Origin of the sequence: Enterobacter sp. JJBC (assembly GCF_036936505.1) — a bacterium.
Classification (GTDB): Bacteria; Pseudomonadota; Gammaproteobacteria; order Enterobacterales; family Enterobacteriaceae; genus Enterobacter; species Enterobacter hormaechei_C.
The window spans coordinates 434,157-455,567 of the sequence record NZ_CP136935.1 but is presented as its reverse complement, the minus strand read 5'-3'; the positions used below and the strand labels follow the sequence as shown (position 1 = coordinate 455,567).

General features: G+C 52.4%; 26 protein-coding genes and 1 pseudogene. All 27 read right to left on the bottom strand.

Going from position 1 to position 21,411, the window contains the following annotated elements:
• Nucleotides 1-3 precede the first annotated feature (3 nt).
• A complete protein-coding gene (locus RY075_RS02215) occupies nucleotides 4-975 on the bottom strand; it encodes a TIGR03756 family integrating conjugative element protein (protein WP_338628052.1) in 972 nt (323 codons plus the stop codon).
• Nucleotides 972-1,379, bottom strand: coding sequence for a TIGR03757 family integrating conjugative element protein (locus tag RY075_RS02210; RefSeq protein WP_338628051.1), 408 nt, complete (start codon nucleotides 1,377-1,379; stop codon nucleotides 972-974). Before RY075_RS02210 ends, RY075_RS02215 begins: the two co-directional genes overlap by 4 nt.
• Before the next feature lie 90 nt (nucleotides 1,380-1,469).
• Entirely contained in the window at nucleotides 1,470-1,607 is a 138-nt protein-coding gene (locus tag RY075_RS02205) for a hypothetical protein (protein WP_338628049.1), read from the bottom strand.
• 360 nt (nucleotides 1,608-1,967) lie between these two features.
• Complete coding sequence (locus RY075_RS02200) at nucleotides 1,968-3,407, bottom strand: SEFIR domain-containing protein (protein WP_338628047.1); 1,440 nt, start codon at nucleotides 3,405-3,407, stop codon at nucleotides 1,968-1,970.
• A gap of 266 nt (nucleotides 3,408-3,673) precedes the next feature.
• Entirely contained in the window at nucleotides 3,674-4,075 is a 402-nt protein-coding gene (locus tag RY075_RS02195) for a hypothetical protein (RefSeq protein ID WP_139569503.1), read from the bottom strand.
• A complete protein-coding gene (locus tag RY075_RS02190; RefSeq protein ID WP_338628046.1) occupies nucleotides 4,072-6,888 on the bottom strand; it encodes a conjugative transfer ATPase in 2,817 nt (938 codons plus the stop codon). Before RY075_RS02190 ends, RY075_RS02195 begins: the two co-directional genes overlap by 4 nt.
• Nucleotides 6,888-7,301, bottom strand: coding sequence for a TIGR03751 family conjugal transfer lipoprotein (locus RY075_RS02185; protein ID WP_139569510.1), 414 nt, complete (start codon nucleotides 7,299-7,301; stop codon nucleotides 6,888-6,890). Before RY075_RS02185 ends, RY075_RS02190 begins: the two co-directional genes overlap by 1 nt.
• 101 nt (nucleotides 7,302-7,402) lie before the next feature.
• Nucleotides 7,403-8,935 carry a TIGR03752 family integrating conjugative element protein gene (locus tag RY075_RS02180; RefSeq protein WP_338628045.1) on the bottom strand — a complete coding sequence of 511 codons (1,533 nt, stop codon included), beginning with the start codon at nucleotides 8,933-8,935 and terminating at the stop codon, nucleotides 7,403-7,405.
• Nucleotides 8,932-9,834, bottom strand: a complete 903-nt coding sequence (locus RY075_RS02175) for a TIGR03749 family integrating conjugative element protein (protein ID WP_338628044.1) — start codon at nucleotides 9,832-9,834, stop codon at nucleotides 8,932-8,934. The genes RY075_RS02180 and RY075_RS02175 overlap by 4 nt, the downstream gene beginning before the upstream one ends.
• Nucleotides 9,831-10,487, bottom strand: coding sequence for a TIGR03746 family integrating conjugative element protein (locus RY075_RS02170; protein WP_338628043.1), 657 nt, complete (start codon nucleotides 10,485-10,487; stop codon nucleotides 9,831-9,833). The genes RY075_RS02175 and RY075_RS02170 overlap by 4 nt, the downstream gene beginning before the upstream one ends.
• Complete coding sequence (locus RY075_RS02165) at nucleotides 10,484-10,864, bottom strand: TIGR03750 family conjugal transfer protein (RefSeq protein ID WP_338628042.1); 381 nt, start codon at nucleotides 10,862-10,864, stop codon at nucleotides 10,484-10,486. The genes RY075_RS02170 and RY075_RS02165 overlap by 4 nt, the downstream gene beginning before the upstream one ends.
• A 10-nt stretch (nucleotides 10,865-10,874) precedes the next feature.
• Nucleotides 10,875-11,240 carry a TIGR03745 family integrating conjugative element membrane protein gene (locus tag RY075_RS02160; protein ID WP_139569497.1) on the bottom strand — a complete coding sequence of 122 codons (366 nt, stop codon included), beginning with the start codon at nucleotides 11,238-11,240 and terminating at the stop codon, nucleotides 10,875-10,877.
• 12 nt (nucleotides 11,241-11,252) lie between these two features.
• Nucleotides 11,253-11,498 carry a TIGR03758 family integrating conjugative element protein gene (locus RY075_RS02155; RefSeq protein WP_338628040.1) on the bottom strand — a complete coding sequence of 82 codons (246 nt, stop codon included), beginning with the start codon at nucleotides 11,496-11,498 and terminating at the stop codon, nucleotides 11,253-11,255.
• Nucleotides 11,489-11,797 (bottom strand): RAQPRD family integrative conjugative element protein, encoded by a 309-nt coding sequence (locus RY075_RS02150; RefSeq protein ID WP_139569495.1) that lies wholly within the window; start codon nucleotides 11,795-11,797, stop codon nucleotides 11,489-11,491. The genes RY075_RS02155 and RY075_RS02150 overlap by 10 nt, the downstream gene beginning before the upstream one ends.
• 199 nt (nucleotides 11,798-11,996) lie before the next feature.
• Nucleotides 11,997-12,758, bottom strand: coding sequence for a TIGR03747 family integrating conjugative element membrane protein (locus tag RY075_RS02145; protein ID WP_338628038.1), 762 nt, complete (start codon nucleotides 12,756-12,758; stop codon nucleotides 11,997-11,999).
• Nucleotides 12,745-14,856 carry a type IV conjugative transfer system coupling protein TraD gene (gene traD, locus RY075_RS02140; RefSeq protein ID WP_338628037.1) on the bottom strand — a complete coding sequence of 704 codons (2,112 nt, stop codon included), beginning with the start codon at nucleotides 14,854-14,856 and terminating at the stop codon, nucleotides 12,745-12,747. The genes RY075_RS02145 and traD overlap by 14 nt, the downstream gene beginning before the upstream one ends.
• Nucleotides 14,853-15,194, bottom strand: a complete 342-nt coding sequence (locus RY075_RS02135; protein WP_338628035.1) for a hypothetical protein — start codon at nucleotides 15,192-15,194, stop codon at nucleotides 14,853-14,855. Before RY075_RS02135 ends, traD begins: the two co-directional genes overlap by 4 nt.
• Nucleotides 15,194-15,745 (bottom strand): restriction endonuclease, encoded by a 552-nt coding sequence (locus tag RY075_RS02130; RefSeq protein WP_338628034.1) that lies wholly within the window; start codon nucleotides 15,743-15,745, stop codon nucleotides 15,194-15,196. The genes RY075_RS02135 and RY075_RS02130 overlap by 1 nt, the downstream gene beginning before the upstream one ends.
• On the bottom strand, nucleotides 15,742-16,272 hold the full coding sequence (locus RY075_RS02125) for an integrating conjugative element protein (RefSeq protein ID WP_338628032.1): 531 nt from the start codon (nucleotides 16,270-16,272) through the stop codon (nucleotides 15,742-15,744). Before RY075_RS02125 ends, RY075_RS02130 begins: the two co-directional genes overlap by 4 nt.
• Complete coding sequence (locus RY075_RS02120; RefSeq protein ID WP_338628630.1) at nucleotides 16,269-16,832, bottom strand: lytic transglycosylase domain-containing protein; 564 nt, start codon at nucleotides 16,830-16,832, stop codon at nucleotides 16,269-16,271. Before RY075_RS02120 ends, RY075_RS02125 begins: the two co-directional genes overlap by 4 nt.
• A gap of 38 nt (nucleotides 16,833-16,870) precedes the next feature.
• Nucleotides 16,871-17,557 carry a TIGR03759 family integrating conjugative element protein gene (locus RY075_RS02115; protein WP_338628629.1) on the bottom strand — a complete coding sequence of 229 codons (687 nt, stop codon included), beginning with the start codon at nucleotides 17,555-17,557 and terminating at the stop codon, nucleotides 16,871-16,873.
• A gap of 39 nt (nucleotides 17,558-17,596) precedes the next feature.
• Nucleotides 17,597-18,493 carry a plasmid transfer protein gene (locus tag RY075_RS02110; RefSeq protein ID WP_338628031.1) on the bottom strand — a complete coding sequence of 299 codons (897 nt, stop codon included), beginning with the start codon at nucleotides 18,491-18,493 and terminating at the stop codon, nucleotides 17,597-17,599.
• 221 nt (nucleotides 18,494-18,714) lie between these two features.
• Nucleotides 18,715-18,810, bottom strand: a complete 96-nt coding sequence (locus tag RY075_RS02105) for a YoaK family small membrane protein (protein ID WP_338628030.1) — start codon at nucleotides 18,808-18,810, stop codon at nucleotides 18,715-18,717.
• 61 nt (nucleotides 18,811-18,871) lie between these two features.
• Entirely contained in the window at nucleotides 18,872-19,138 is a 267-nt protein-coding gene (locus RY075_RS02100) for a DUF1883 domain-containing protein (RefSeq protein WP_338628029.1), read from the bottom strand.
• A 47-nt stretch (nucleotides 19,139-19,185) separates the two neighbouring features.
• Nucleotides 19,186-19,500, bottom strand: a pseudogene (locus RY075_RS02095) (Rrf2 family transcriptional regulator); the annotation flags it as partial.
• A gap of 104 nt (nucleotides 19,501-19,604) precedes the next feature.
• A complete protein-coding gene (locus tag RY075_RS02090) occupies nucleotides 19,605-20,744 on the bottom strand; it encodes a site-specific integrase (protein WP_338628028.1) in 1,140 nt (379 codons plus the stop codon).
• Nucleotides 20,745-20,894: 150 nt separating this feature from the next.
• A complete protein-coding gene (locus tag RY075_RS02085) occupies nucleotides 20,895-21,077 on the bottom strand; it encodes a hypothetical protein (protein WP_338628026.1) in 183 nt (60 codons plus the stop codon).
• Nucleotides 21,078-21,411 lie beyond the last annotated feature (334 nt).

Genomic DNA, 21,411 nt, shown 5'->3' with positions numbered 1-21,411 from the left:
CCTTTATGAGAAATCGGTGCTGGAGAGGAAGGTCTGACCACGACGTTTGCAACAGCTGTACGGTTGCCACAACGCCCAGGCATAGTTACCGTCTAGGGCAATATTGCCTCCGGCATCAGGAAATACGGCGCAGTTCTGTGAGAGTTGCGGAGAAAGTCGCTGCCATTTATGGTTTTTCGTACCGGTATTTTCTTTTACTGGCTCAGGTGGCCAGTAGCCCGGCGACTTCTGTCCCGTAAGCGGGTTATAGACGTGGAGCTGACCGGAGCGGGTGATGACATCAGCGACACGCTGAACCACCACGGCAGCAGATTTATAACTGTCGGTCTGCGTGACAAACCCGCTTCGCGGGTAGACATTGCCCCACATATCACCGGACGTGGTCTTCCCAATCTCCCGTTGACCGGGAATGAGTGCTTCGGGATACAGGGTTTCCGGGACCCCGGTTCGCCAGACCAGCGCATCGAGTGAGCTGTTAAAATAAGACATAAACGGTGTTGCAGCGCTGTCGCAGGAGTACCCGGGAACCATACCGCCAATGACTTTTGTAGCCGGATGGCCATAAGCATCGCCATAGTAGAAATGCAGGTTCTGCTTACGTTCGCCGGGAACCTTCATTTCCTGACGACCACCACCCGTACTCACGCCTGTCACACTTTCCAGAAGTGAACCTTCCGCTCTGCTGGCGGCATCACTCACTGCAGCCATCTCAGTCCAGGGGTTATCCCCCGGATTGAGATATGCCGAAACCACGGCTTCCGGAATGAAATGCGTCACTTTTACAGAAGTTTTAACCGTGCAACCAAAGGGGGTGCACAACAGCCAGTAGCAGATACCGCTGACACGCCAGCTGATACAGTCAGGGCTTGCCGCACTGGCCAGAAGACCCGCCGTGTTAACGCTGGCCATGGTACCGGAACAAATGAACAGCGTGGCGATCGCAAGCCGGCGAGGACGAAAGGTGACGGGCTTCATTGGTTCTTCTCCCTCCAGGCGGTGAGCTGCCGGGCTGCCTCTTTGACATCCAGCGTGCCGTAGACAACAAACTGGTCGTCAAAAACCACAGCAGGGTATTTTTCCAGCCCAACAGACCAGGCCCGGGTGACTCCGGCATAAGCATCGGCCAGTTGCTGCTGACGCTGCCGGAAATCAGGGGACGCGATCACGGCACGGGCCCGGTACTCTGCAAGAGCGGGATCGGCAGACAGTTCGCCAAAAATAGTTGCCTGTACGCGTTCAGGAGCATCGAGTTCAACGATGGAGACCTCAGTCCCCGGGTTAACGGTTACGGCATGAGAGGAGTCGGTATATATCACGGTGCCGGCACGGGCGCCGGCTGAAAGGAACAGTGCTGCGAAGCAGCAAAATGGAATTTTCATGAAAAACACTCCCTGAGTGTGAAAAACTCACTCAGGGTGCGTTCTGCTTACGGAATGGTCAGTAATTAATTCTGACGGGAAAAATGATAATTAATCGGGCACCGACTTTTCAGCTTCCGCGCGCCAGCGCAGATAATCTGTTTCACGCATAAAACCCGCCGCCGCGTTACGTTCAATCATCCAGCGTGTCTCACCTTCTTTCACCAGGGACAGCCAGTCTGCCGGCATAGTGGCAATGGCGGCTTCTGTATCATTCTTAGTGCTCAGGTTTTCCCATGCGTGCAGCGATCAGGCTTCCAGCGTTATGCGTAAACTAATCCATATAGTATTCGGGTTACTGAAGCCAAACACGCCGTACATCTCCGCACAATTGTAAAACCTGCGGTCTCTGGCTGACAGCCATTGAGTTGTCAGGTATGCGACAAAGTAAAATGTGGCGGCTTTCGTCTGGTCGTTGGCTACTAAGCAGTCAGAAAAATTGAATGGGAGGAAGGGTAGCAGAAATTATTTGCGCAGTTGCCGACGATACTTAAACCAGCCGTGAAAACTCAGGGCTGGTTTATGAAAAAACACTATAAATTCTTAGCGTTAGTCTCTGGTGTTAAGATATTTGTATCCCATTAAACCTTCAATGTAAAGCGACTGATGTTGCCAGCGAGGGGCATCAATTTTACCCTGTTTAAATGCTTCAACAAGCAGCTGGAGCTGTTCCGGTGAATCAATACCCAGTACGCATTTCATTTTATCGAAATACAATGTTGATGATGCTCTGGCAAAAACCTCAAATGCATGATGTGAATGTGTAGCGTATAACAATGTAGTCGGATACCAGCCAAAATAATCAGCCTTTTCATCCAGAAGTGTGCGAACGTAGAGGATAAAATCAGCCTGCATAACATAACGAAAATCAATCCCTGTGCCCGTTGCACGATCATGCAACATATCGGCGTGGAGAGACAAGCGGTTCGTCTTCAGACGGCGGTTTCTATACTCCAGAGACTCGAGGTACTGCCGGAAGACTTTGTATCCCGTACTCGAACCTTCAGAAGGCGTTTCAGTATTTTTTCCAGTATAGTATCGGGTTTTAAGGAATGCATCCAGCTCACTGAAACGTTCATTTTTTATTAATAGTGCAACAAAGTATAAAAAAAGCTCATTAAGAATAAATTTAAAATTATCAAAATCCACAGCCCGATATTGCATTACGTTTTCAGGACGATACATATAAGGGATCTGTTTTTCAAAAAAACGGTGAATTTTTGTGATATATTCTTCCGTAGGCGAATATTGTATAACCGCTGTGAATATAGATACAATTTCATTACGGTAAGGAGCAAATTGTTCAATACTTGCCACTATTTGATCGTCGAAATCATCACCTTCAGTGACAACTCTGAAAAGCTCGAGTTTTTCACCAAACAGTGTTAAGTATTCATCCAGAGCCCCCGGAGCAAAAGGTTTGTGTTCTTTCAATGCAGAGAGTGTGCGCCTTGCAGCCGCCGTTGTCGCCATAGTAATGGATTCAGTATCATTCAGAAACGCCGGTTTGGTCCCTAATTCGGGTCGCACAAAAAGCGGTTTGTCATAAACCCAGCGCAGTAATTTTTCAAAATTATCGGCATACAAGCTCTCATCGCTAAGGTCAATGTAAATTCTGGATTTATAGTAAACCGGGAGATAAGGTTTTCCTTGCTCATCACGTTCAGTGATTACAGCAACAAATTTATTTTGTTGCTGATTCTCGTAGACTTCGCGTGAAATAATTTGGGTTTCGGTACCAACACCGCCAGATCGACCATCGGCCCTTTCCGCATAAAGTTTGTCACTTACAATGACAACTTTCTGGATCTCAGGCTCTGTAACCATTTTCTCCATGAATGCCACAGCATCATGACCTTCTTTTAGATCCCATTTATCTAAGATCACGTGAATACCGGACTCGGTCAGTTCCTCCGCAAGCTTAACCACTTTTTGTTCGTGATCGGGACTGGACCAACTATAAGATATAAATAATTTGGGATTTGACATTTTCAATTGCCTTACGTTGAATTGATGGTCAATTACCTTCTGATTCTACCCCGATTTATACCCGATAAGGCAAGAGTAAAGTCTGGAACAAAGGACGGTACAGATTCAGGAAAAGACGAAAGATAAAACCATAGCTTGCAGATATCTGGATTGGCAAAATTAACACAGCCACATCGCGGGCTCTTTGCCGCCCGCACCCGCAGCCTCCGCTCTTGCCAGACAGCGGAAAACAATACCGCTGCCTGACAATAACGGAGGGATGTTCATTAACATCCGGTTTCACTGGTTATCCTGTCAATTTCCTTCAGTACCCACAGCATGTCTGTTGCATCCGGCACACAGATATTCCACCTCAGACCCGACCGGTACTCCTGTTCCCCCGGCCACATCGTATTGCCGGTGACCGTGATCAGGATATCCAGAGTTTTCCCGTGCACGTCGCAGAAGTGTACTGCCACGCAGCTGCGCCGCCCGACACGATGTGGATAAACCGACAGCAATACCGGATGCTTCAGTCGCTTTACTATCTCCCCCTGCAGCTGTTTGAGCGACGCACTGTCAGCCATGCCGACTGAAGCCGCCCCCACAGGCGGAACGGTAAAAATAACAGAGGCAATCAGAGCTTTGTCCGGTACAACCACCGGCGGTGCCATAGTCAGTTTTTTCATAGGGTCCCCTGTACAGTACTCATGCCACGCTTCTCATCGAGACGCCGTGCAACATGAAATGCAGCCTCAAGCTCCGGACAATTTAATTCATTCATAATGGCCCGTCTTTCCGCTTTTTCCTCTTTTTCGGTCATACCAAGTGCCAGATAGAGACTGGGGGGAACGGCACGAAACAACGCCTGAACTTTTCGGGACAAAATAACGCCCTCTGTATACTTCCTCGGAAGTTTTGTTGCAGACAGCAGCATCGCTTTCTGTTCGTCAGTGAGTGTCTTAAAACGGGCTATCTGCTCGACTTCATCTGGCGGCATAACAAGGCAGATCCACCATTCCGCCATGTTGAGCATTTTTTTCGCTGTATCAGGGAAATCCTCAAGGTTCTGTGTGAACAGCCATAACCATGCCCCGAGTTTACGCCACATTTTCACAATTTTGGTCGCATAGGGACCCAGCAGCGGGTTTGCCGTCACAATATGTGCTTCGTCGATGGGCACAATGATATCCCTGTCGCTGAACTGATCCCTTTCCGCGATATTGTTAATGGTGTTAAGCAGTGAGATAACAGCAACCGCCATCTGGGCTTCATAGCCCTCACGCGCCAGTGTCCCCAGATCCACGATCGTCACATCTGCTTCCGGCCATTGCGTCCCGGGACGGTTAAACAACTCGCCTTCGAACCCTTCAGTGAACATCCGGAGCGCTTCAGCCATCTCTTCGGCGCGCGCACGTCGTGCTGGCGTACGTTTCTCCCGGCCATCTTCACCTGTACTCACATCGCGGGCAATATTCTCAAGCGAAAACATTAAGTCTTCTGGTAACATCTGGCGTCCTTCGTCGAACGCCGAGCGAGCTGCAATCAATATTGCTTCGCGGATCATACCCCGGTCGGCACGGGTCATTCGTGCATCTTCCGCAGCCTCACCACCGGTTATCATCAGACGAGCCGCAATTTCCATTTCCCCCAGGATGTCACGTTCTTCATCCCTGTCCTCATCATCGTCATCGATGTCTGGAAGAGCCTCCTCGCTGGTGACAAGCGCTTCAGGCTTAACCTGTAAAAGCAGATGTGAGTCGGCAAATGGAGCCAGGGAAATCACCTTACCGGGCTTGATGCTGACCCGGTGTACAGACAGTCCCAGAGAAGAACAGTAATCCCCAAACAATCCAAAGCTGTTACCGGCCTCAAGCAAGAAAATTCTGGGTCTGTAGACAGCTATCATCTGCGCCAGTTTGTCGAGCGCAGTAGCAGACTTACCGGCTCCTGTCGGCCCAAAAAGCAGCAGATGCGCGTTCTGGGTACGGTCATCTTTATTGAGCGGATCAACGGAAAGGGGGCCACCACCACGATTCCAGAACGTAAGCCCCGGGTGACCCGACCCCGTGTCCCGACCATAAAGGGGGGCAAGACAGGCAAAATGCTGTACGAACATGAGACGCGTATACCAGTTGTGTTTATCCATGTGAGGGTTAAAGCACATAGGCAAGGCGCGGATGTAAGTGCTGAGCGGTCCAATATCGTGTTCCGGATTCACCGGTTCCAGTCCACAGTTCAGCAACTTACTACTGAGGTCGAGGTACCGTTTATCCAGTGTTTCGAGGTCCTGAGCCCTGATGAGCAGCGTGATGGCCGCGCGATAAAGCTTGTGCTTGTTTCCCAGAAAACTGCGAGCTGTCGCAGCATCTTCGCGGGCACGCAGGGAATCAACATTCTCACCCATTGAATTACGGCTCAGGCTCGCAAAACTCTCTTCAAGCCTGTCCTGGGGCTGAACCACCAGGGTCATGGCCAGAACCGTGCCTTCCGGCAGCAAATCCATAATGGCATTCACATTATCGCCACGTTTGACCTCCCCCGTCAGATGACCGGTAGAGGGTGCCGTACGCAGGCGGGCAACCGGAACAGCTTTATGAACCACATTATCAAACCACCACACACCCTTTTCTGAATCGCTTCGCGGACGGGTAAACCACAGGCTTTCACTGAAATCATTCAGCAGGGGCAGGTCCCCAGGGGCATGATCGGTGTGCCTGGCACAGCGATAGAGTGTTTTCCTGTCAACCCACTCTGGAGCCGGATTGAACCAGCGCAGCAGCCAGCTGTGGATCTGCTCTCCGTTCTGCTTTTCACACCGGATACCTGCACCACTCAGTGCAGCAGTCAGACGATCACAAACCTGCTTCAGCAGCACTTCCGGCTGCATGGGATCACGGTATGGCGTCTCAACCCAGCGGTAAACCACCATACGAGTCCTGCGAATTTGCCCCCTCCAGGGTGCTCCTGTGACCTCTTCGTCCACAAAGAGCCCCTGCTCAACGGCCACGTTCTGCAAATGACGCTCCTGTTCCGCCAGCCAGGCTTTGGTAAACGCGGTCCCCTGTGCACGTGGTCTGACGTAACCTCTAATGGTGTCCATATACGCTGAGAGATCGGCGTCATCCTGACAGAAAAACTGGACAACCCACTGGTGATCATCAAGCTCGGGCAGGCTGTCCTGCAGGGCATTCTCAGCAATATTACGCATTTCCTCCAGACGGGATTCCGGGCGTCCTTCCGTACCGACAGGAATGATCTCGTACACGGCACCGACAGAAACACCGTCATCGAGCAGGATGCATTCATGCTCAGGCAGGTATTCCCCCCAGGGGACATGATCAATGATTGAGGGTGCAGTGGAATACAGTCTCGCTTCATCTGAATGCGTCAGGCGACCTTCACGGGTCAGCGGTTCATGTCCACTGATGGAAAACGGGCCATCACCGTACTGATGAGTTTCCGGAGACGTCTGGCGTTTGCGAAAAAGAGAAAAAGCCATCACAGTTCCTCCGTTCGCTCGCCAGGCAATGCGTACTGCACCTGACTGTAGAATGGAAAGACGGTGCTGTAGCCCGGAACCGGCGTGTTACCGACCGCCAGATGCGGGAAGACGTACATCACCATGTCTGGATTTGGCAGACGCGGAAACGTCTGCTGAACTTCATTTTCCTGGGTGCGGCTGTAACTGTCCCTGACCTGTTGATTAATCTCACGCTCACTGTCTGTAACGGGTCGACGAAGTGTGGTTCGGCTTTCACTGGTGGCATGTGTTGCCGATGCACCGTCGTTCCACAGCTCAAGCATGGTGCTGTCACCTGGCGGCAACATTTCCTCTTTCGAGGTACTACAGCCCGTGAGCGCAAGCGGTAACACGACCAGCATCATTCTGGCCATATGATTAAGACTGGACATCCTGCGCCCCCACGTCATTGCTTGCTGACAGACACACCACTCACCGGGCAGGATATAACCCACACGGAACCCAAGATCATTGTTTTGCATCAGAATCCCCGTCAGTCCATACCCGTGCTGCTGCCAGCCAGGCTGAAATCGTCGTATTTGACCTTACGGCCTTTTTCCTCATAATCGATCGCCAGCTGGCGTGTGATGTGTAACGCCACCTTCTGGCCTGGCGGAACATAAATCGCATCAAATGTCTGGCCATAACGCGCTTTAACCCAGTCAACGGTCTCACGCATACCGCCCGATAATGCCTTACCCAGAACAGCCTGCCCAGCATCACCGGTGAGTGTTGATGTCACGCCACCGTATCCGTTTGTCTGGCTGGTATTCTGATTTTCCGCCACGGCATCGCCTGCTGCGCTGGCGGCAGCAAGTGCAGCGATGGTAGGCAGATAGGTCGAAGCATTGGATTTGCGTGTACCTGAAATACAGGGAACGCCGCTGTCATCCGAGAGCCAGCCGATACTGTTGTTATTCACTCCCTGGTTGCTCTGGTTACCACCACTACCGTTCTGCCCCTGCCCGTCAGAGGAAGGAAGCGTCCGGATGGTACCATCAGAAAAGACGAAAGTGATGCTCGTAATGGCACCGCGTACGCACGAAAGCGTCCAGTCTCCTGTGGCGATACCGGACACAATCGCTCCCTGGACATCAGGTAATTCAATGCCGTTTGCTGTCAGGTTGTCTTTCCCGATCATCACTTTAAAGGGGTACGGATCGGTTACCTTACCATCGACGGGGATACGCCCGAGCAGTGCAGTCATGGCGCGGCTGCCAACAAGTGTGGCGTTTTCCGGCAGTGTATAAACAGGATCGGCAGTTTTATCCGCACCGGAAACCGTATTCTGCACCGTAGTACTGACTGCTGATACCGCCGGTCTGGCAGCATCACCTGCGGGGCCAAAAGAGGTGGCAAAAGAAAAGCCGGTGGCATTATTGCCGTTTTTATCCGAAACCGGACGTCCGTTCGCATCCGTGGCAATGCCGTCTTTCGGCTCCACCCACGTCAACCCGTTAGCGTCTGTCAGGGGGACGCTCCCCGCTCCGCCAGCCAGACCATTGTCATAACCCAGCCCCACAGGAATATCACTGCCTACAGGGGCATTTTTATTCCCTGCAGGTGATCCGGAAGTGCCGTTTTTGAGCTGTTCCAGAAGCAGGTTTACCTGCGAACTCAAATCGGTAACCTGAGCGCTCAGTTGAGCGCGCTTTCGGGCTTCGTCTGACCTAACCTGCCCCACGGCCTGGTCGATTTGTTGATCAACACTGGCATTCTTGTTTTTCAGCGCCCTGTTTTCATCAGAGAGGGTTTTATTATCGCTTTCAAGATTGTCGAGCCGTCCCTGCACCTTACGGTAACTACCAACAAGCGTACGCAGTGTATCCTGAGCGGTGTCACCCTCTACCCCCAGTGCTTTGAGATCTTCTGGTGTCAGATCCTTCAGGGCTATGTTCGTGTTATTCGAAACGCCGTCTTTCTGACTCCTGTTGTCAGAACAGGATTTAATGCCAATAACGATGGCCCCCGTAATAACGACAGGAACAGCAATCTTCACAATCAGGTTTGAAGCAGGCTTTTTCATTGAGGTGATCTCCGGTTGCTTCGCTTACTCCCCTTGCCTGTTTCGGTTGTGGGTAATGGTGGTTCAGCAATAAAGGCACCTTCCGGGCGACCTGTTGTGACCAGATACAACACCGTTGTGTCTTCCGGTGTACCGGCACGCCCAAGCCATCGATGCTGGAAAGTCGCCGTGGTAAACTGGCCTTCAAGCACACGCGGATCGAGAATAACTTTTCCGGCTGACCGGTTACGCACCTGCAGCGAAATAACGCTGCTGCCCTGAAGACTCCATGCAGCCATCGGTGTCACACTCACGGGCTCAGAGGGCATAATGGTGGTGATCCTGGCGGGAAGTTTCAGGGAGACAGGGCTTATCCCCGGCACTGGCTCAACTGTTCTCAGAGGACCATACATGTTCTGAGCGGCATAACGCGTCAGCACAACGGGCAGTGGAGCACTGAGCTTTACAGGTTTCCGGTTTTCGGTTTTAGTCCCGGCAGACGGCTGACGACCGGTGCTGTCCCCGTTGCTGCTTACCGTTTGTTTGTCGCTCGCGGAAGCGGTAGCCACCTCTCCGTCGTAAACAATTTTCACCGGTTCCCGGACTGTTTTCCCGCCTGAAGCAGAAACATCAAGGATAATGATCTCCCCGTTTTCCACGTTCTGCAGTTCCAGTCTCGTCACCGGAAACGCCTCCTTTGCATTGAGATAAACAGCACCGCTGTTGCTCTGAATACGCAGCCTGCCATTGAGCGATGGCGGGAACCCCACCCGCACGTTTTTATTCACAAAAACGATACGTTCTTGGCCGACAGTCAGGGGAACCTGTAACGGAATACGCTCCCATTTCACCAGTTCAACAGCACGGACTGCCCCCGATACCAGCATAAGGAGCAGCATAATCAGTGAGAATTTTTTCAATTGATTGCCCCCGATTTTTGGTCTGGCTCAGGCATAACCGCTTCAAGTCTTTGTGGTGCGCTGTCATAACAATCCAGTGCAAGTCCAAACGGATTTCGTTCAGGATCACCTTCCCAGCGCACCACTTTCATGGGATAACGCGCGAGAGCGCGCTTGACGGGTTCAGTGTGAAAATATTCATCCGCGACCAGGTCCAGACGTACCACCCAATGTTCCTGATCAATGATGGTCACACTACGGTTGCTGTAACCACGACGGGGGATCTCATACACCACCCGCACGCGATCGCGCAGCTCGTCATTGTTCTTACGCATCTCCGCGTCCTTATTGAGAAAATCCTGACAGGACGGCGTCAGATACGGGCTCATCTGGGCAATTTTCGATGGATAGTCAGCTTCCCCGTTTTTCGGCCAGGCGTTCAGTTGCTGAAAGATGTAGAAAGCAAAGCTGTAAACCGTTGATGGCGGTACTTCCCACCATTTACGGGTACTGCCGGAGCGCAGGTCCGGCGGGTTGTGGATTGTCATTTCCGAGGGGGCCCGCATCCATCCCAAACCCGTAACAAGCATCCCCAGAAAAAGCAGAACACAGGCAATACGCAATGAGAAAATATGGTTATCACGGGCAGTGATACCGTTACGAAAACGACTCATGTTTTCCCTCCGCGCGTAAACGGAACAGGCTTCGTTCGTTTCAGCTCCCATGCCCTGCTGTCCAGGATCATGGTTCGGGACAAACGGGCGCGGCAGCGCATTTCCTCCAGACGTTGCCAGATATAATTCTCGGGTTTCCCACGCTTGTAGCCTGCAATCCAGTTGCCACCAAAAAAGATGACGATGAGCGGCATCAGCAGCATGCACGTCGGAAAAGCCAGCCAGCCGATAAAAGGAACCAGCGCCAGTGGTACTGCCACAGGGATCCCGGCAATCACTCCGGTGGTGGCCGCCAGTACAAATTCCCCGGAAGTAAAACCTTTCCACACCACGGGGGGATTGTTCAGTCTGTCAGGCAGGAATTCAATGACAGCCATAGTCCCTCCCTTACAGAATATCTGAAGCTTTAGTTGCGAGGTAAATCACTACCAGGATGAGGATGATGCCCACGACACCGTAGAGCAGGAAATCCGTCCAGGTTCCTTTTCCTTTGCGGATATCATGGAAGGAGGTGATGACGGCGTGTGCTACGGCAATAAATGCCCCCACGCATACCAGAAGACCGAGAGCAAGCCCCCCCATTTTGGCGTACCCCATAAAGGTGTTATAAGTGCCGCCTCCCCCACCTGAAGTTGGTTGCTCGATATTCGGCAGATCCGCTATGGCCTGACCTGCTGTGAGCAGTCCGGTAAGTAACAAAGCTCCCGTACGGGAAAAAGCAGAACGAAAATACCTGAGAATCGAAAATTTCATTAAATTGTCCTTTCAGTGGAAAAACAGAAACAGGGTCAGCAGATAAAGCAAAATCAGTCGAATCAGCAATTCATTGAACTGTCGAAACGTCACCGATTTACTGGACAGGCCACGGTAGGCCTGGACCAGAGCCCATGAGATGAAAAGAAGAATGACGATGGAAAGAGTACCCAGGATCAGCAAGTTCAGTTGCGCCGGCGTCAGACCACTGCCAGTGCCCGCACTCCAGCCATTTAACTGAGCGCCATTCATCGCCATGACGGTTCCTCCGCACGGTACTGACCTGAGACTGAAGATGAGGGGGATGTCGGCTGTGCCCGTGAAGGTTCCAGATAAGTGGAGATACCCTGTTTCATCGTTGAGATATCGCGGGTCGCCTGCTGGTAATCAAAGTAAAAGCGGGCATCCTGATTCTGGTTTGCCACGACGCGGGCACGATCAAGACCGGCCTGAACCTGGTCCAGCTGGCGCATGACGAGCGCCAGCTCATCTTTTTCTGATGCCTGGCACGGCAGAACGGGCAACAGTATTGCCAGGATGATTATGGTGTGACGCATTAGCGACTCTCCCGTATAACGTGTCGTCAGGAGATTGACGCAAAGAGAAGATGCTGGCAGCAGGAAAATATTTATGAAGGTCAGAAGATTAAATACCTAAAAATAAGCCAGAACAGGGTCGGGACACGATAAATACGCAAAAAAAAGCCCGCGACATCGTGCGGGCTCCGGGTAATTCCCGAAACGGGTACTTCCTGGGCTACAGGTATTTTTTAAACGACGCCGTGACGAGGGCCAGAACACCGCCAAGCAATAGCGCAGCAGGCAGCAATAACAGGTTTGGCCATACCTCTGTAGGCCAGGCCAGATACAACATGCAGGGCCCGTAGAGCGCAGGTTTTATAAAACGTTTGGCATGGTGGTAAACAAAGCTCGATTCATACCCGGCTCCGTAACGGCGTAAATCACGACGAACCAGCCCTTCCACAATGCCGGTGATTATCACAAGGCCGAACAGCGGCAGGCTTAAGAAAAGGATCATTACCCTGATGAAAAAAATCAGCGTGACCCAGAGCGTTGCCTGAAGGTACTCACCCAGCCAGCTAATCAGGGAACCGCCAAACCGGTTAATTACGGGAATAAGACCGTTCCCCTTCTGACCGGTCTCCCTGAACGACTGCAGCCAGTGGCTGAAACCGCTGTCGACAAACAACCACTGCCAGGCAATATGCACCCATCCCGATACCGTCTCCACCGGCGCGGCCATCAGCAAACTCCGGGTATAGCCTTCCGACAGCCAGTGGCTCTCCGCAACCATCACCCGATAGCTGTGCGCAGCCCCTTCTTCAGGCCAGAGTACGGCAATGCAGGCATATTCGAGAAGCAAACTGACCAGCAGTGACCCCAGAAGAATGCCGAGTAAACTGACGGGCAAATCCCAGAGCAACAGGCCAAATGGCCCGGATTGTTTTTGTCGGGGTGACGAACGGCGATTGTCCGTATCACCATCATGCTGAGACATCCTGCCCTCCTGAATATGCCGCGTCACCGCCTATCCACCAAGTCTCACCGGTGCGATAGTTCTGTTCCATATTGTCTGCCAGCTGCTTCAGGCTTGCCGGCATATACGGATCGTCGTTATCAGCCGGCAACGGCATCCTGATTTTCCATAACCGCCCACCTTCGAGTAGCGCAAATGCCTGCCCTTTCGGCAGGTTGATAACGTCTGCTGGGGTGATCATCGGAACTTTGACAAGGCTGACCTGGTCCTGGACATTGCTGTTAAAATCGGTCCCTTCTCCCGGCCGGGATACATCAGTGACACCTGATGTCAGCGTTTTCTGGTAGACGTCCACTTCAGGCAACTGGTCGGTCAGGAGCATGGCCGTATTTTTTTCACGCACGCGCAGCATAATCAGTGTGTTGAAGTTCCCCACGACCTGATTCGCTTTGGCACTGCTGCCAATGCGCGCCTCGATGTCAGAGAGCGTTTGTGTGTAGGCCGTCACCTGGAAGCCGGCGCCGCCCCCTTTGTTGATGAGAGGAATAAACTCATCCCCCATAAGCTCGTTAAATTCATCACAGTGAAGGTTGATCGCCACCTTAGAGGGTTTTCCCCCCTCTTCGTCGCCGAGGCCGAATTTGTAAATGTGCCCCCCTTCAGAGACGAGATCGGCAAACATGCTGTTGCCGACCGCTGCGGCGACAACCGGATCAGACAGCGCATCGAGACCGAGATACACCACGCCCCGCGATTTAATGATGTTGTGCCAGTCCAGTATCGGTCTCGGATCATTGAGGTCCGTATAATCAGGTGCCAGCAATGCGGCAGTTTTACCTGTGGTGAGTTTTTCAAGCAGAGGGAGCAGTGACGCAACAATTTTGTCGAAATAGGTTCGATCGTACTGCACAGCACTACGCAAACCGTCCAGCACCGGGTCCCACAACTTTTTTCCTTCGTCGCTGGCCAGTACCTGCTCGATAGCCCAGATCTTCATACCATTCGGCCTGCCTTGCATATGACGTGGCAGATCTTTCTCAGCAATGCCATTACCGAGGAGCGCCCCAACCGTACTCATCAGCTGAGGTGCCTTTTCGCTGAGCATGTTCTCAACGTAGGTTTCGTAGAGCTCGCCAATATTGGTTACGTAGCGAAGGATAAGACCGTAGTCAGGACGCTGGCCAAGCGCAACCAGGGCTCGGGTAATGATATTGACGAACCGCCAGGCAAATTCCCGGAAAGCGGCCGAGTTGCCCTCCCCTGAGAGTTGCCCGGCTACGCGCGATGCCACTTCGGAGATACGGCTGAACCGTCCAACGGCATTATAGCGTGCGCTGATATCCGGCCAGCCGAGATGGAACACCCAGAAATTGTCCTGTCGCCCTGCCCGGTGCGATTCGGCATACATTCGCCGCAGCAAATCAGCGTCACCTTTCGGATCAAAGACAATAACCACTTCATGGTCACCGGCAGCGCTTATACGGCGGATATCCTGTGTGATAAGTAACTCGGCAAGACGGGTTTTACCGACACGCGTCGTGCCAATGACCAGCATATGCCCCACGCGTTCACCGAGATCAAAGGTCACTGTCGTTTCATCTGGCTCCACACCATGATAAATGGGACTCCCCCCAACCGGTGGTAAAGGCCGAAACGGATTCAGCGCCGAATCGGTTCGTGTCAGCCGGCATAACCACGGCAGGCTGTACTCCATCTTTTTTTCCAGCTCACGCGCCATGCGATACAGTACCGAAGGTTGTACGTAAACCTCACACTCCGGACGTCGGGCTTCCAGCAGACGCTGCGTATGGCGGGGAGACCACTGAAAGCCCCTGCCCAGAAAGAGATGACGCCGGCTGACGGGGATCTGCTCGCTGGTCAGCACGTAACGCGGCAAACGGCGAATGTTGCGACGATAGCGGAGAATTTTCATACCTTCGGATGTGCGCTTCAGCGCCAGAACACCAAATCCCGCAGCCGTCACCCAGCTCACGGAGGGGGCAAGCGCGACAGCCCAGGGGGCAGTCAGACAAATAAACGTGGCACTTCCCGCCACTGAAGCAGAGTAGAGTTCAACCGCAGGGCGCAGGAGGGACTCCATAACGTAGCGGTTACTCATATACGTCCCCTGCCGGATTTCACCTGAAGTAAATCAGCGGCTTCAGACAATACCCCGGCTACAAAAACCAGATAAAACAGTTCGGGGAAAAGGGAAAATACCCTGAGAATGCCCTCTGAAATATGATGAAGCGTAAAGGCGGGTTTGATAAAAACGGTAACGGGTATTGTAATCAGTACGGCCAGAAAGAGGTAACTGAGGATCGCCAGTGGCCGGGAAATAAACAATCTGAAGGTTAAACGAATCAGCCAGGCAATGATTTCAAACGCCCTGCTCATTCTGAACATGACCACATGGTCATAAACAGCCGTAAGAAAGGATTCGGTAGAAATATTCATCAGGAATGTCTCTTATTTAATGGTCGCAGGATGTGTTCAACAGACTCTCCTGACAGCAGTTGCAGAAGGGAAGATCCGCTCACGAGTATAATTTCAGGGTATTCGCTGAAATGCTTAAAGCTGGTAAGCCCTGTTCGCCCGGTGTGAACGAACAGGCCATTGCATTTTTCTTTTCTGGCTAACTCGCCAAACTGGCGGACATGTTCCGGACGAACGGCACTGGCAAATCGTTTAGCCTGGACAAGCCACCTTTCCTGACCTGTCCAGAATTGCCCATCGATACCGCCATCCCCGCTGTAGCTGTGATTACGTCTGACCGGGATACCCCGACGCTCGATGGCGGTCAGGATCATCTCTTCGAAAACATAAGGATTAATCTTCCGTAAATACACAACCTGCTGCCCGGCTTTCAACTCTGGCAGTTTGAGCAATACGCGGTTAGCCGTCTGCCGGTATCGCTGATGCCTGCGGGCACGGGCACCTCTGGTTTTACGCAGCAGCAGAACCACTGCGACAAAAACGAAAGCCAACAGGAAAAACACCGTGATCATTGCGCTAATCCGTCCGCGGTAATCAGAACGGGATAATGAGTCAGCTTCAGTCGCTGGGCCAAATCCCCACCGCGAACGGGCACCATCTCTGTGCCGGGTATGAGTCCCCTCAGTGAGTCGAGTGCAGCTTCAGTCCTGACGTTCACGACCATTCCCGTGGCGCCCATCCGTTTCAGCTCTGCACCACGCTGCCGCAGCCAGGCACGGGACATATCATCATCGCCCACCACAAAAACAGGCGGTAATCCGGGTAACTGCAGGGGGCGAGAAGGCACCGCTCCCGGCGATAATTCGGGTGTACTTACAGGTAACATGTCAGAAATTGACAGCGATGCGGGAGGTTGTGGCAGGGACGACATATCGGATGCCGGCGAATCAGGGCCTGCATTAATGGCGTCAAAATACGGCTGGGCAGGCTCCCCGCCCAGATCGCCGACAACGGTCAGTGAAGCCAGACAACTGAACGAAGCGGCAAAAAGCGATACACAAAGAACGTGTTGTAAACAACTGCCGGTATTTTTTTTCATTGAGGCTCTACCCAGGTTAATGAGTGACTGGCCAGCACAACCGGCTCCCCGTCCGGGGCCTTAATTTCCGGTGTGATCTGGCGTAGCTTGCGGCTGACAATTGCCATATATTTCGCAGCGGGTTGTCCGCCCGCCGGGTGGTGATAACAACCTGCCGCGCGTATCCAGCTACCAGGCCGGGCGTCATAGCATGCACGGAGGATCCGGGCTGCTGCGCGCAGGTTTGTGTAAGGCTCAAACGCTTCACGAAACGACGGAAAAAAATGCCCGTTCCAGCCCAGATTGACCTGTGCCACGCCGACATCAATGCGCCTGAGCGGATAGCGCTGCATAAACCCCAGCAGTGCCTCGAAGGCCTCTTCGCGGGTTTCATAGTGATACCCTTTCCCGGCGACGTTAATGGTCCAGGGCCAGGGTCTGGCACCCCAGACGGTTTTGCGTGTGCTTTCCGCCATTGCAAGAGCGTAGAGGGATTCAGCAGGTACGCGCTCTGCTGCAGCAATTTCCCGATATGCAGGAGGGATCGCCTGACTACTGCTGTTGAATGTTGTGGCCGCCATACAACCGCTGCTGGCAAACCATAAACCACAGGCCAGTTTCAGAATGCGGCGATTTGCCATCCCTCTTCCCCCTGCTGCAGAACGACCGGCATCTGTCCTTGCCCGTAGCGTTGCCATAAACCACGATCGTGATTAAGAGTGATTTGTCGGCTTCGCACTTTATCGACGGGAATACCATGGCTGATTGCCCAGGCCCTGATGTTTTCATCGCTGCCATCACTGCCGACAAGATAAATATCAACCGGACGGTTGTCGGCGATAACAGCGGCAAGCCGTGCATCGCAGCGTGAACAGGATCCTTTGACAAACAACGCCAGCCGCCCCTGAGTGTCATGAGCAATACCCGCAGCATTCCCCATATTCACGGCCAGCGTTTCAGGGTACAGACGTAACCAGGCAGCATTAATTTCGCGCTGAAATGCGAGTTCTTTCTCTGCACGGGCGTATTCATGCCTGACCCACAATTCAGCCAGCCGGCGGCGTTCAGCCGAATTGTCCGTCTCAACGCCCAGGGTTGTCAGCGGATCCAGACCAGGCGACATAATGCCTCTCGCCCCTTTCATTAGCGACTGATAACGCCCCCAGTCCGTGTCTGAAAGTCCCCATTGCTGAGCCTGCTGCTGTGTCTGAACCGGGTTTGTTGAGGATGACTGCAGGCTCTGATTTGATGATGTAGTGACAGTTGATGCCGCACCACACAGTGGCAGGAGTAATGCCCCTGTCATCATCATTTTTCTCACCTGATGCTTCATATGGCTGCTCTCTTATTGAACCTGTAAACTTTGTTCGGCACCGTTTACGCTGAAAACAGCGTTACCATCCCGGATTGTCCGGAGCGTCCAGCCCTGCATTCCGTCTCCCGGAGAAAGCAACCGCATCGCTGAGATTTGCGTATTTCCGCGGGGAATAACGACGACGAACATCTGGCCACCACGGCGTTCAATACCGGTCAGTACAAACGGTGCTTCAACCGCTGCGCGCCTGACTGACCGCTCAGGCTTTTTTGCGTTCTGGCCTGTCACGGGATTGGCTGGTATTTTTCCCTTTGTAACCGGCTGCTGTGCCTGCTTCCGGGTATTCTGAGCGTTATTGCTTTCAGCTTTGAGCATCCCGGTCACCCGCTCTTCCAGTTGAGAAAGCCGGGTATTCATGGCATCAATGCGTTCCGAGTGACCGTCCAGCGCTGTACGCTGCGCCTGTTCTTCAGAAGAAACGTCATTCAGGGTTCCGGAAAAGGCAGAGAGGTTGTCCTGATAAGCGGCCATCTTATTTGTGGCGGATAACAGCCCGGACGAGAGGGACTCAATCTGTGTACCGTATTTCACGCTTTTCTTTTCAAGCGTTGATACGGTTCCGGACAGCTGGCTAATCTGTCCGCTGCGGAACGCAGCATCGAGGGAGTTAACCCGGATACTCAGATCAGAGATTTTCCCTGCCATAATGACAATCGTGGTCACAGAGCCGAAAAGAGAAGCAATGAGCAAGCCCAGACCTGCAGTCCGTGCGATTTTTTTCAGGTTAAAAGGCATCCGCCGATGAGCATCAGATTTAGCCGGCGCAACGTCCAGAGACGTTGCCTCCGGACTTTCAGGTATGACGTTTTCGGGGATGATTTGACTGACTGACATTTCAAAATCCTTATAGCTGCGCAGAACAGCCATAAGGTGCAAAAAACGTCATTCGATGGCGATGATTAACTCATCAGTCGTTTCTGAAGATTTCACCCGCACCAAAAAGCGACAGAAATACATTGTACGGGTTCCGGTTTACCAGTCGGTCGTATTTCTCATTAAGGGAACGCTTCCAGGCTGAAACGGACACTGACTTCGCATTCTCTGGACAGGGAAGACGGCAAGCACTGGCTTTACCCGTAAACCATTCACTAACCCGGAAGAGCGTATCCGCCGACGATAAACCAGCACAGCAGTGCAACCGCTGCAATAAAAATGGCAAAGGGGAACAGGTAACCGATTTTCACGTCTGTTGTCTCCGTTTTAAGTTCAGAAAAACCGGGCAGCACCCGCCCGGTAACGCTTCAGTCACACAGGATAAATACGGATGTCATGCGACAGATCCGGCATAAACCGTCCGGCATCAATAACGATATGCCAGACACCATCATCCGGGGTGGTGATACGTGCCGGCAATACCGCAAAATATCCGCCATGATGACAACGGTGTTTTCCCCCCCGACGATAGCGTTCAAACTCCGCCGCCTCCATCACCAGAATGATACAGGGGTGACTGGCATGCACCTCCACAATATCTCCGGCCCTCAGGTGCAGTTCTTTGTGTAAAAAATCCATTGTCATTCCTTGTTGTTATCACACTGGCAACAGAGGAGAACACGCTGTCAGCCAGGCATCCGAACGACACTACCCAGCGACGTCATCTGCCCGAGTGTCCGGCGCCTCAGATACTGCCAGGTTTCCCGGCAAAACTGCTGCCACATCAGGGACAGTTCATCTGCTTTGGTATCCGAACTTTTCTGGCTTTCATTCTGAAAGGCCTGGATGATTTCCCCTGCACTAATACTGTCGGGATGCCGGGCCAGCAGGTAACCCCCTCCAGGACCACGGATGGACGCCACTATTTCCTTCTGTCGCAGCACTGCAAGCAGTTGCTCCAGATAGGACACCGATATGCCCAGTTTTTGATGCATTTCGGCGGTGGTGAACCAGGCCGCGATTTAAAAGGTCATCAATGGCGGATTAATAGTCGCTGAAGCACATTTAAGACCTGTAAAACACTCCTGCATCAGGCTTCACAGGTTCATCCCCGCAGTCCATCCTTTTGCAGAAAAGGATTTATCAGCACGCGATGCGGGTCGCGAACACTGATTTCACCGGGAGGCGGAAGCCTTTTCCCGGCACGCGCCGCCAGTGCCTGAATGAGCAGGAGGTCAGAAGCAGCACGCAACAAAGCCTCATCACGACTGCCAGCAGTGATGGCAGGGTGTTCCAGATCACTGAACTGCACAGAGAATCTGCCGTTGGATTCAATTATTTCTGCCGGGTAGGGAACAAACAGTGTCGCCAGTTTCTGTGCCTGGCGGCGGCGCGCATCCAGTTTACTCACCAGTTGAGTCGCACGTAGATGTGTATAACGTTTAAGCATACTCATACTTTTATGGCCTGAAATCGCCGCCACTTCCATAACATTCAATGTGCCCAGTTCAAATAACCGGCTGATCGCCTCATGACGCAGATCGTGAAAATGCAGATCATATATTTCCAGCTCCGCCATCAGTACCCGCCATGCACTTTTAAAACCATTCGAAGTATAAGTAAAAATCGGGCCCGACATCGGCCCGGCAAACTCTCTCAGCACTTGCCTCGCTTTCCAGGACAACGGTACATCACGGGCGGAGCCATTTTTCGTCAGCGGCAGGTGAGCTATCCCCAGATGCAGATCCACATATTCCCAGCGCAGTGACAGAATTTCTCCCTGCCGCATGGCAGTCTCCAGAGCCAGCTGGAAAATGGCAAGAAGCTGCGAATTTTTTGGGCGGAGGGCACGTGTAATTCGGCGTTCCTCTGTAGAGGTCAGACGCCGCGTACGACCAGGAGACGCTGCCGGTTTACGGACATGCTCGACAGGGTTGTGTGAGCAGGTGCCCCACTCGATACGCGCCAGATTATACAGCGACGAAAGCAGTGCCAGTTCAAGCCTGACCGTACTGGCGCTGACTGAACGTCCGGTACGTTCGCTGATGGTATTGAGCCGCATATCACGGTAGTCAGCAATATCCACAGAAGTGACCTCATCCATGCACTTCAGTGCCAGCGCCGAACGTTTTATCACATTGATGCGGTAGAACTCCTGCAGATGTCCCCGTTTGCTGACGGAAATCGTGCAGTAATATTTATCCAGCGCTTTCCCTAAAGGTAATTTTTTAATACGTATTTTCACTGTATATCTCCCGGAACCAGAAAGGGAAATTAACACAGCAAGAATGAAACAAAGTGAAAGTAAAACAGGGGCATAGTAGAGCAAGCCGCACCGGTGCCACATCCCCCTCTTGTGCAACGAAGATTACCGCAATGGAGACGCCGATGAGTTTTACAGGGAAACGACAAAGAACTCGCCGGGTTTTATGATTTTACCGCCCCGCTCTCCGGCAAGCCGGGCAAGGGTAAAGAACTCATCCGCGTTGATATCAAACGCCAGTTCAATTTTGCGTACAGCCGCATCCTGAATTATCTGAATGGCTTCTGCAGCACTTTTAATTTGCCGGGTTGTCATTACTGTTTCCTTTTAACAATGGCATGTTTGTTCGCGCTCAATGTTACAGGAGCAAACCGCCCGAAAAATGACACTTTTATGACACCGGCATGTACTGTTCTGTCAATCCGGTGTGTGGCGTACTCTTGGTAGCAAACCCCGTTTAACCCAGTACACATACACAAAGTACAACAGTTCACATAGCTACTATGACATCGGTTCCCAAGATTTTTGCACGTCCCAATATGGTAACGAAAACGATCGTGACGACAGCTGGCGCGGTGTAGAATCACCTGGAGATGGCACATGGCGGATAAACGTCAAAGACGCAAGTGAAACAGCTATGTGCTTTGAC

What these genes read in the sequence shown, in the direction of transcription:
- RY075_RS02215 (WP_338628052.1), bottom strand. Translation starts at nt 975, where the DNA reads ATGAAGCCCGTCACCTTTCGTCCTCGCCGGCTTGCGATCGCCACGCTG.
- RY075_RS02210 (WP_338628051.1), bottom strand. Translation starts at nt 1,379, where the DNA reads ATGAAAATTCCATTTTGCTGCTTCGCAGCACTGTTCCTTTCAGCCGGC.
- RY075_RS02205 (WP_338628049.1), bottom strand. Translation starts at nt 1,607, where the DNA reads ATGCCGGCAGACTGGCTGTCCCTGGTGAAAGAAGGTGAGACACGCTGG.
- RY075_RS02200 (WP_338628047.1), bottom strand. Translation starts at nt 3,407, where the DNA reads ATGTCAAATCCCAAATTATTTATATCTTATAGTTGGTCCAGTCCCGAT.
- RY075_RS02195 (WP_139569503.1), bottom strand. Translation starts at nt 4,075, where the DNA reads ATGAAAAAACTGACTATGGCACCGCCGGTGGTTGTACCGGACAAAGCT.
- RY075_RS02190 (WP_338628046.1), bottom strand. Translation starts at nt 6,888, where the DNA reads ATGGCTTTTTCTCTTTTTCGCAAACGCCAGACGTCTCCGGAAACTCAT.
- RY075_RS02185 (WP_139569510.1), bottom strand. Translation starts at nt 7,301, where the DNA reads ATGTCCAGTCTTAATCATATGGCCAGAATGATGCTGGTCGTGTTACCG.
- RY075_RS02180 (WP_338628045.1), bottom strand. Translation starts at nt 8,935, where the DNA reads ATGAAAAAGCCTGCTTCAAACCTGATTGTGAAGATTGCTGTTCCTGTC.
- RY075_RS02170 (WP_338628043.1), bottom strand. Translation starts at nt 10,487, where the DNA reads ATGAGTCGTTTTCGTAACGGTATCACTGCCCGTGATAACCATATTTTC.
- RY075_RS02165 (WP_338628042.1), bottom strand. Translation starts at nt 10,864, where the DNA reads ATGGCTGTCATTGAATTCCTGCCTGACAGACTGAACAATCCCCCCGTG.
- RY075_RS02160 (WP_139569497.1), bottom strand. Translation starts at nt 11,240, where the DNA reads ATGAAATTTTCGATTCTCAGGTATTTTCGTTCTGCTTTTTCCCGTACG.
- RY075_RS02155 (WP_338628040.1), bottom strand. Translation starts at nt 11,498, where the DNA reads ATGGCGATGAATGGCGCTCAGTTAAATGGCTGGAGTGCGGGCACTGGC.
- RY075_RS02150 (WP_139569495.1), bottom strand. Translation starts at nt 11,797, where the DNA reads ATGCGTCACACCATAATCATCCTGGCAATACTGTTGCCCGTTCTGCCG.
- RY075_RS02145 (WP_338628038.1), bottom strand. Translation starts at nt 12,758, where the DNA reads ATGTCTCAGCATGATGGTGATACGGACAATCGCCGTTCGTCACCCCGA.
- traD (WP_338628037.1), bottom strand. Translation starts at nt 14,856, where the DNA reads ATGAGTAACCGCTACGTTATGGAGTCCCTCCTGCGCCCTGCGGTTGAA.
- RY075_RS02135 (WP_338628035.1), bottom strand. Translation starts at nt 15,194, where the DNA reads ATGAATATTTCTACCGAATCCTTTCTTACGGCTGTTTATGACCATGTG.
- RY075_RS02130 (WP_338628034.1), bottom strand. Translation starts at nt 15,745, where the DNA reads ATGATCACGGTGTTTTTCCTGTTGGCTTTCGTTTTTGTCGCAGTGGTT.
- RY075_RS02125 (WP_338628032.1), bottom strand. Translation starts at nt 16,272, where the DNA reads ATGAAAAAAAATACCGGCAGTTGTTTACAACACGTTCTTTGTGTATCG.
- RY075_RS02120 (WP_338628630.1), bottom strand. Translation starts at nt 16,832, where the DNA reads ATGGCGGCCACAACATTCAACAGCAGTAGTCAGGCGATCCCTCCTGCA.
- RY075_RS02115 (WP_338628629.1), bottom strand. Translation starts at nt 17,557, where the DNA reads ATGACAGGGGCATTACTCCTGCCACTGTGTGGTGCGGCATCAACTGTC.
- RY075_RS02110 (WP_338628031.1), bottom strand. Translation starts at nt 18,493, where the DNA reads ATGGCTGTTCTGCGCAGCTATAAGGATTTTGAAATGTCAGTCAGTCAA.
- RY075_RS02100 (WP_338628029.1), bottom strand. Translation starts at nt 19,138, where the DNA reads ATGGATTTTTTACACAAAGAACTGCACCTGAGGGCCGGAGATATTGTG.
- RY075_RS02085 (WP_338628026.1), bottom strand. Translation starts at nt 21,077, where the DNA reads ATGACAACCCGGCAAATTAAAAGTGCTGCAGAAGCCATTCAGATAATT.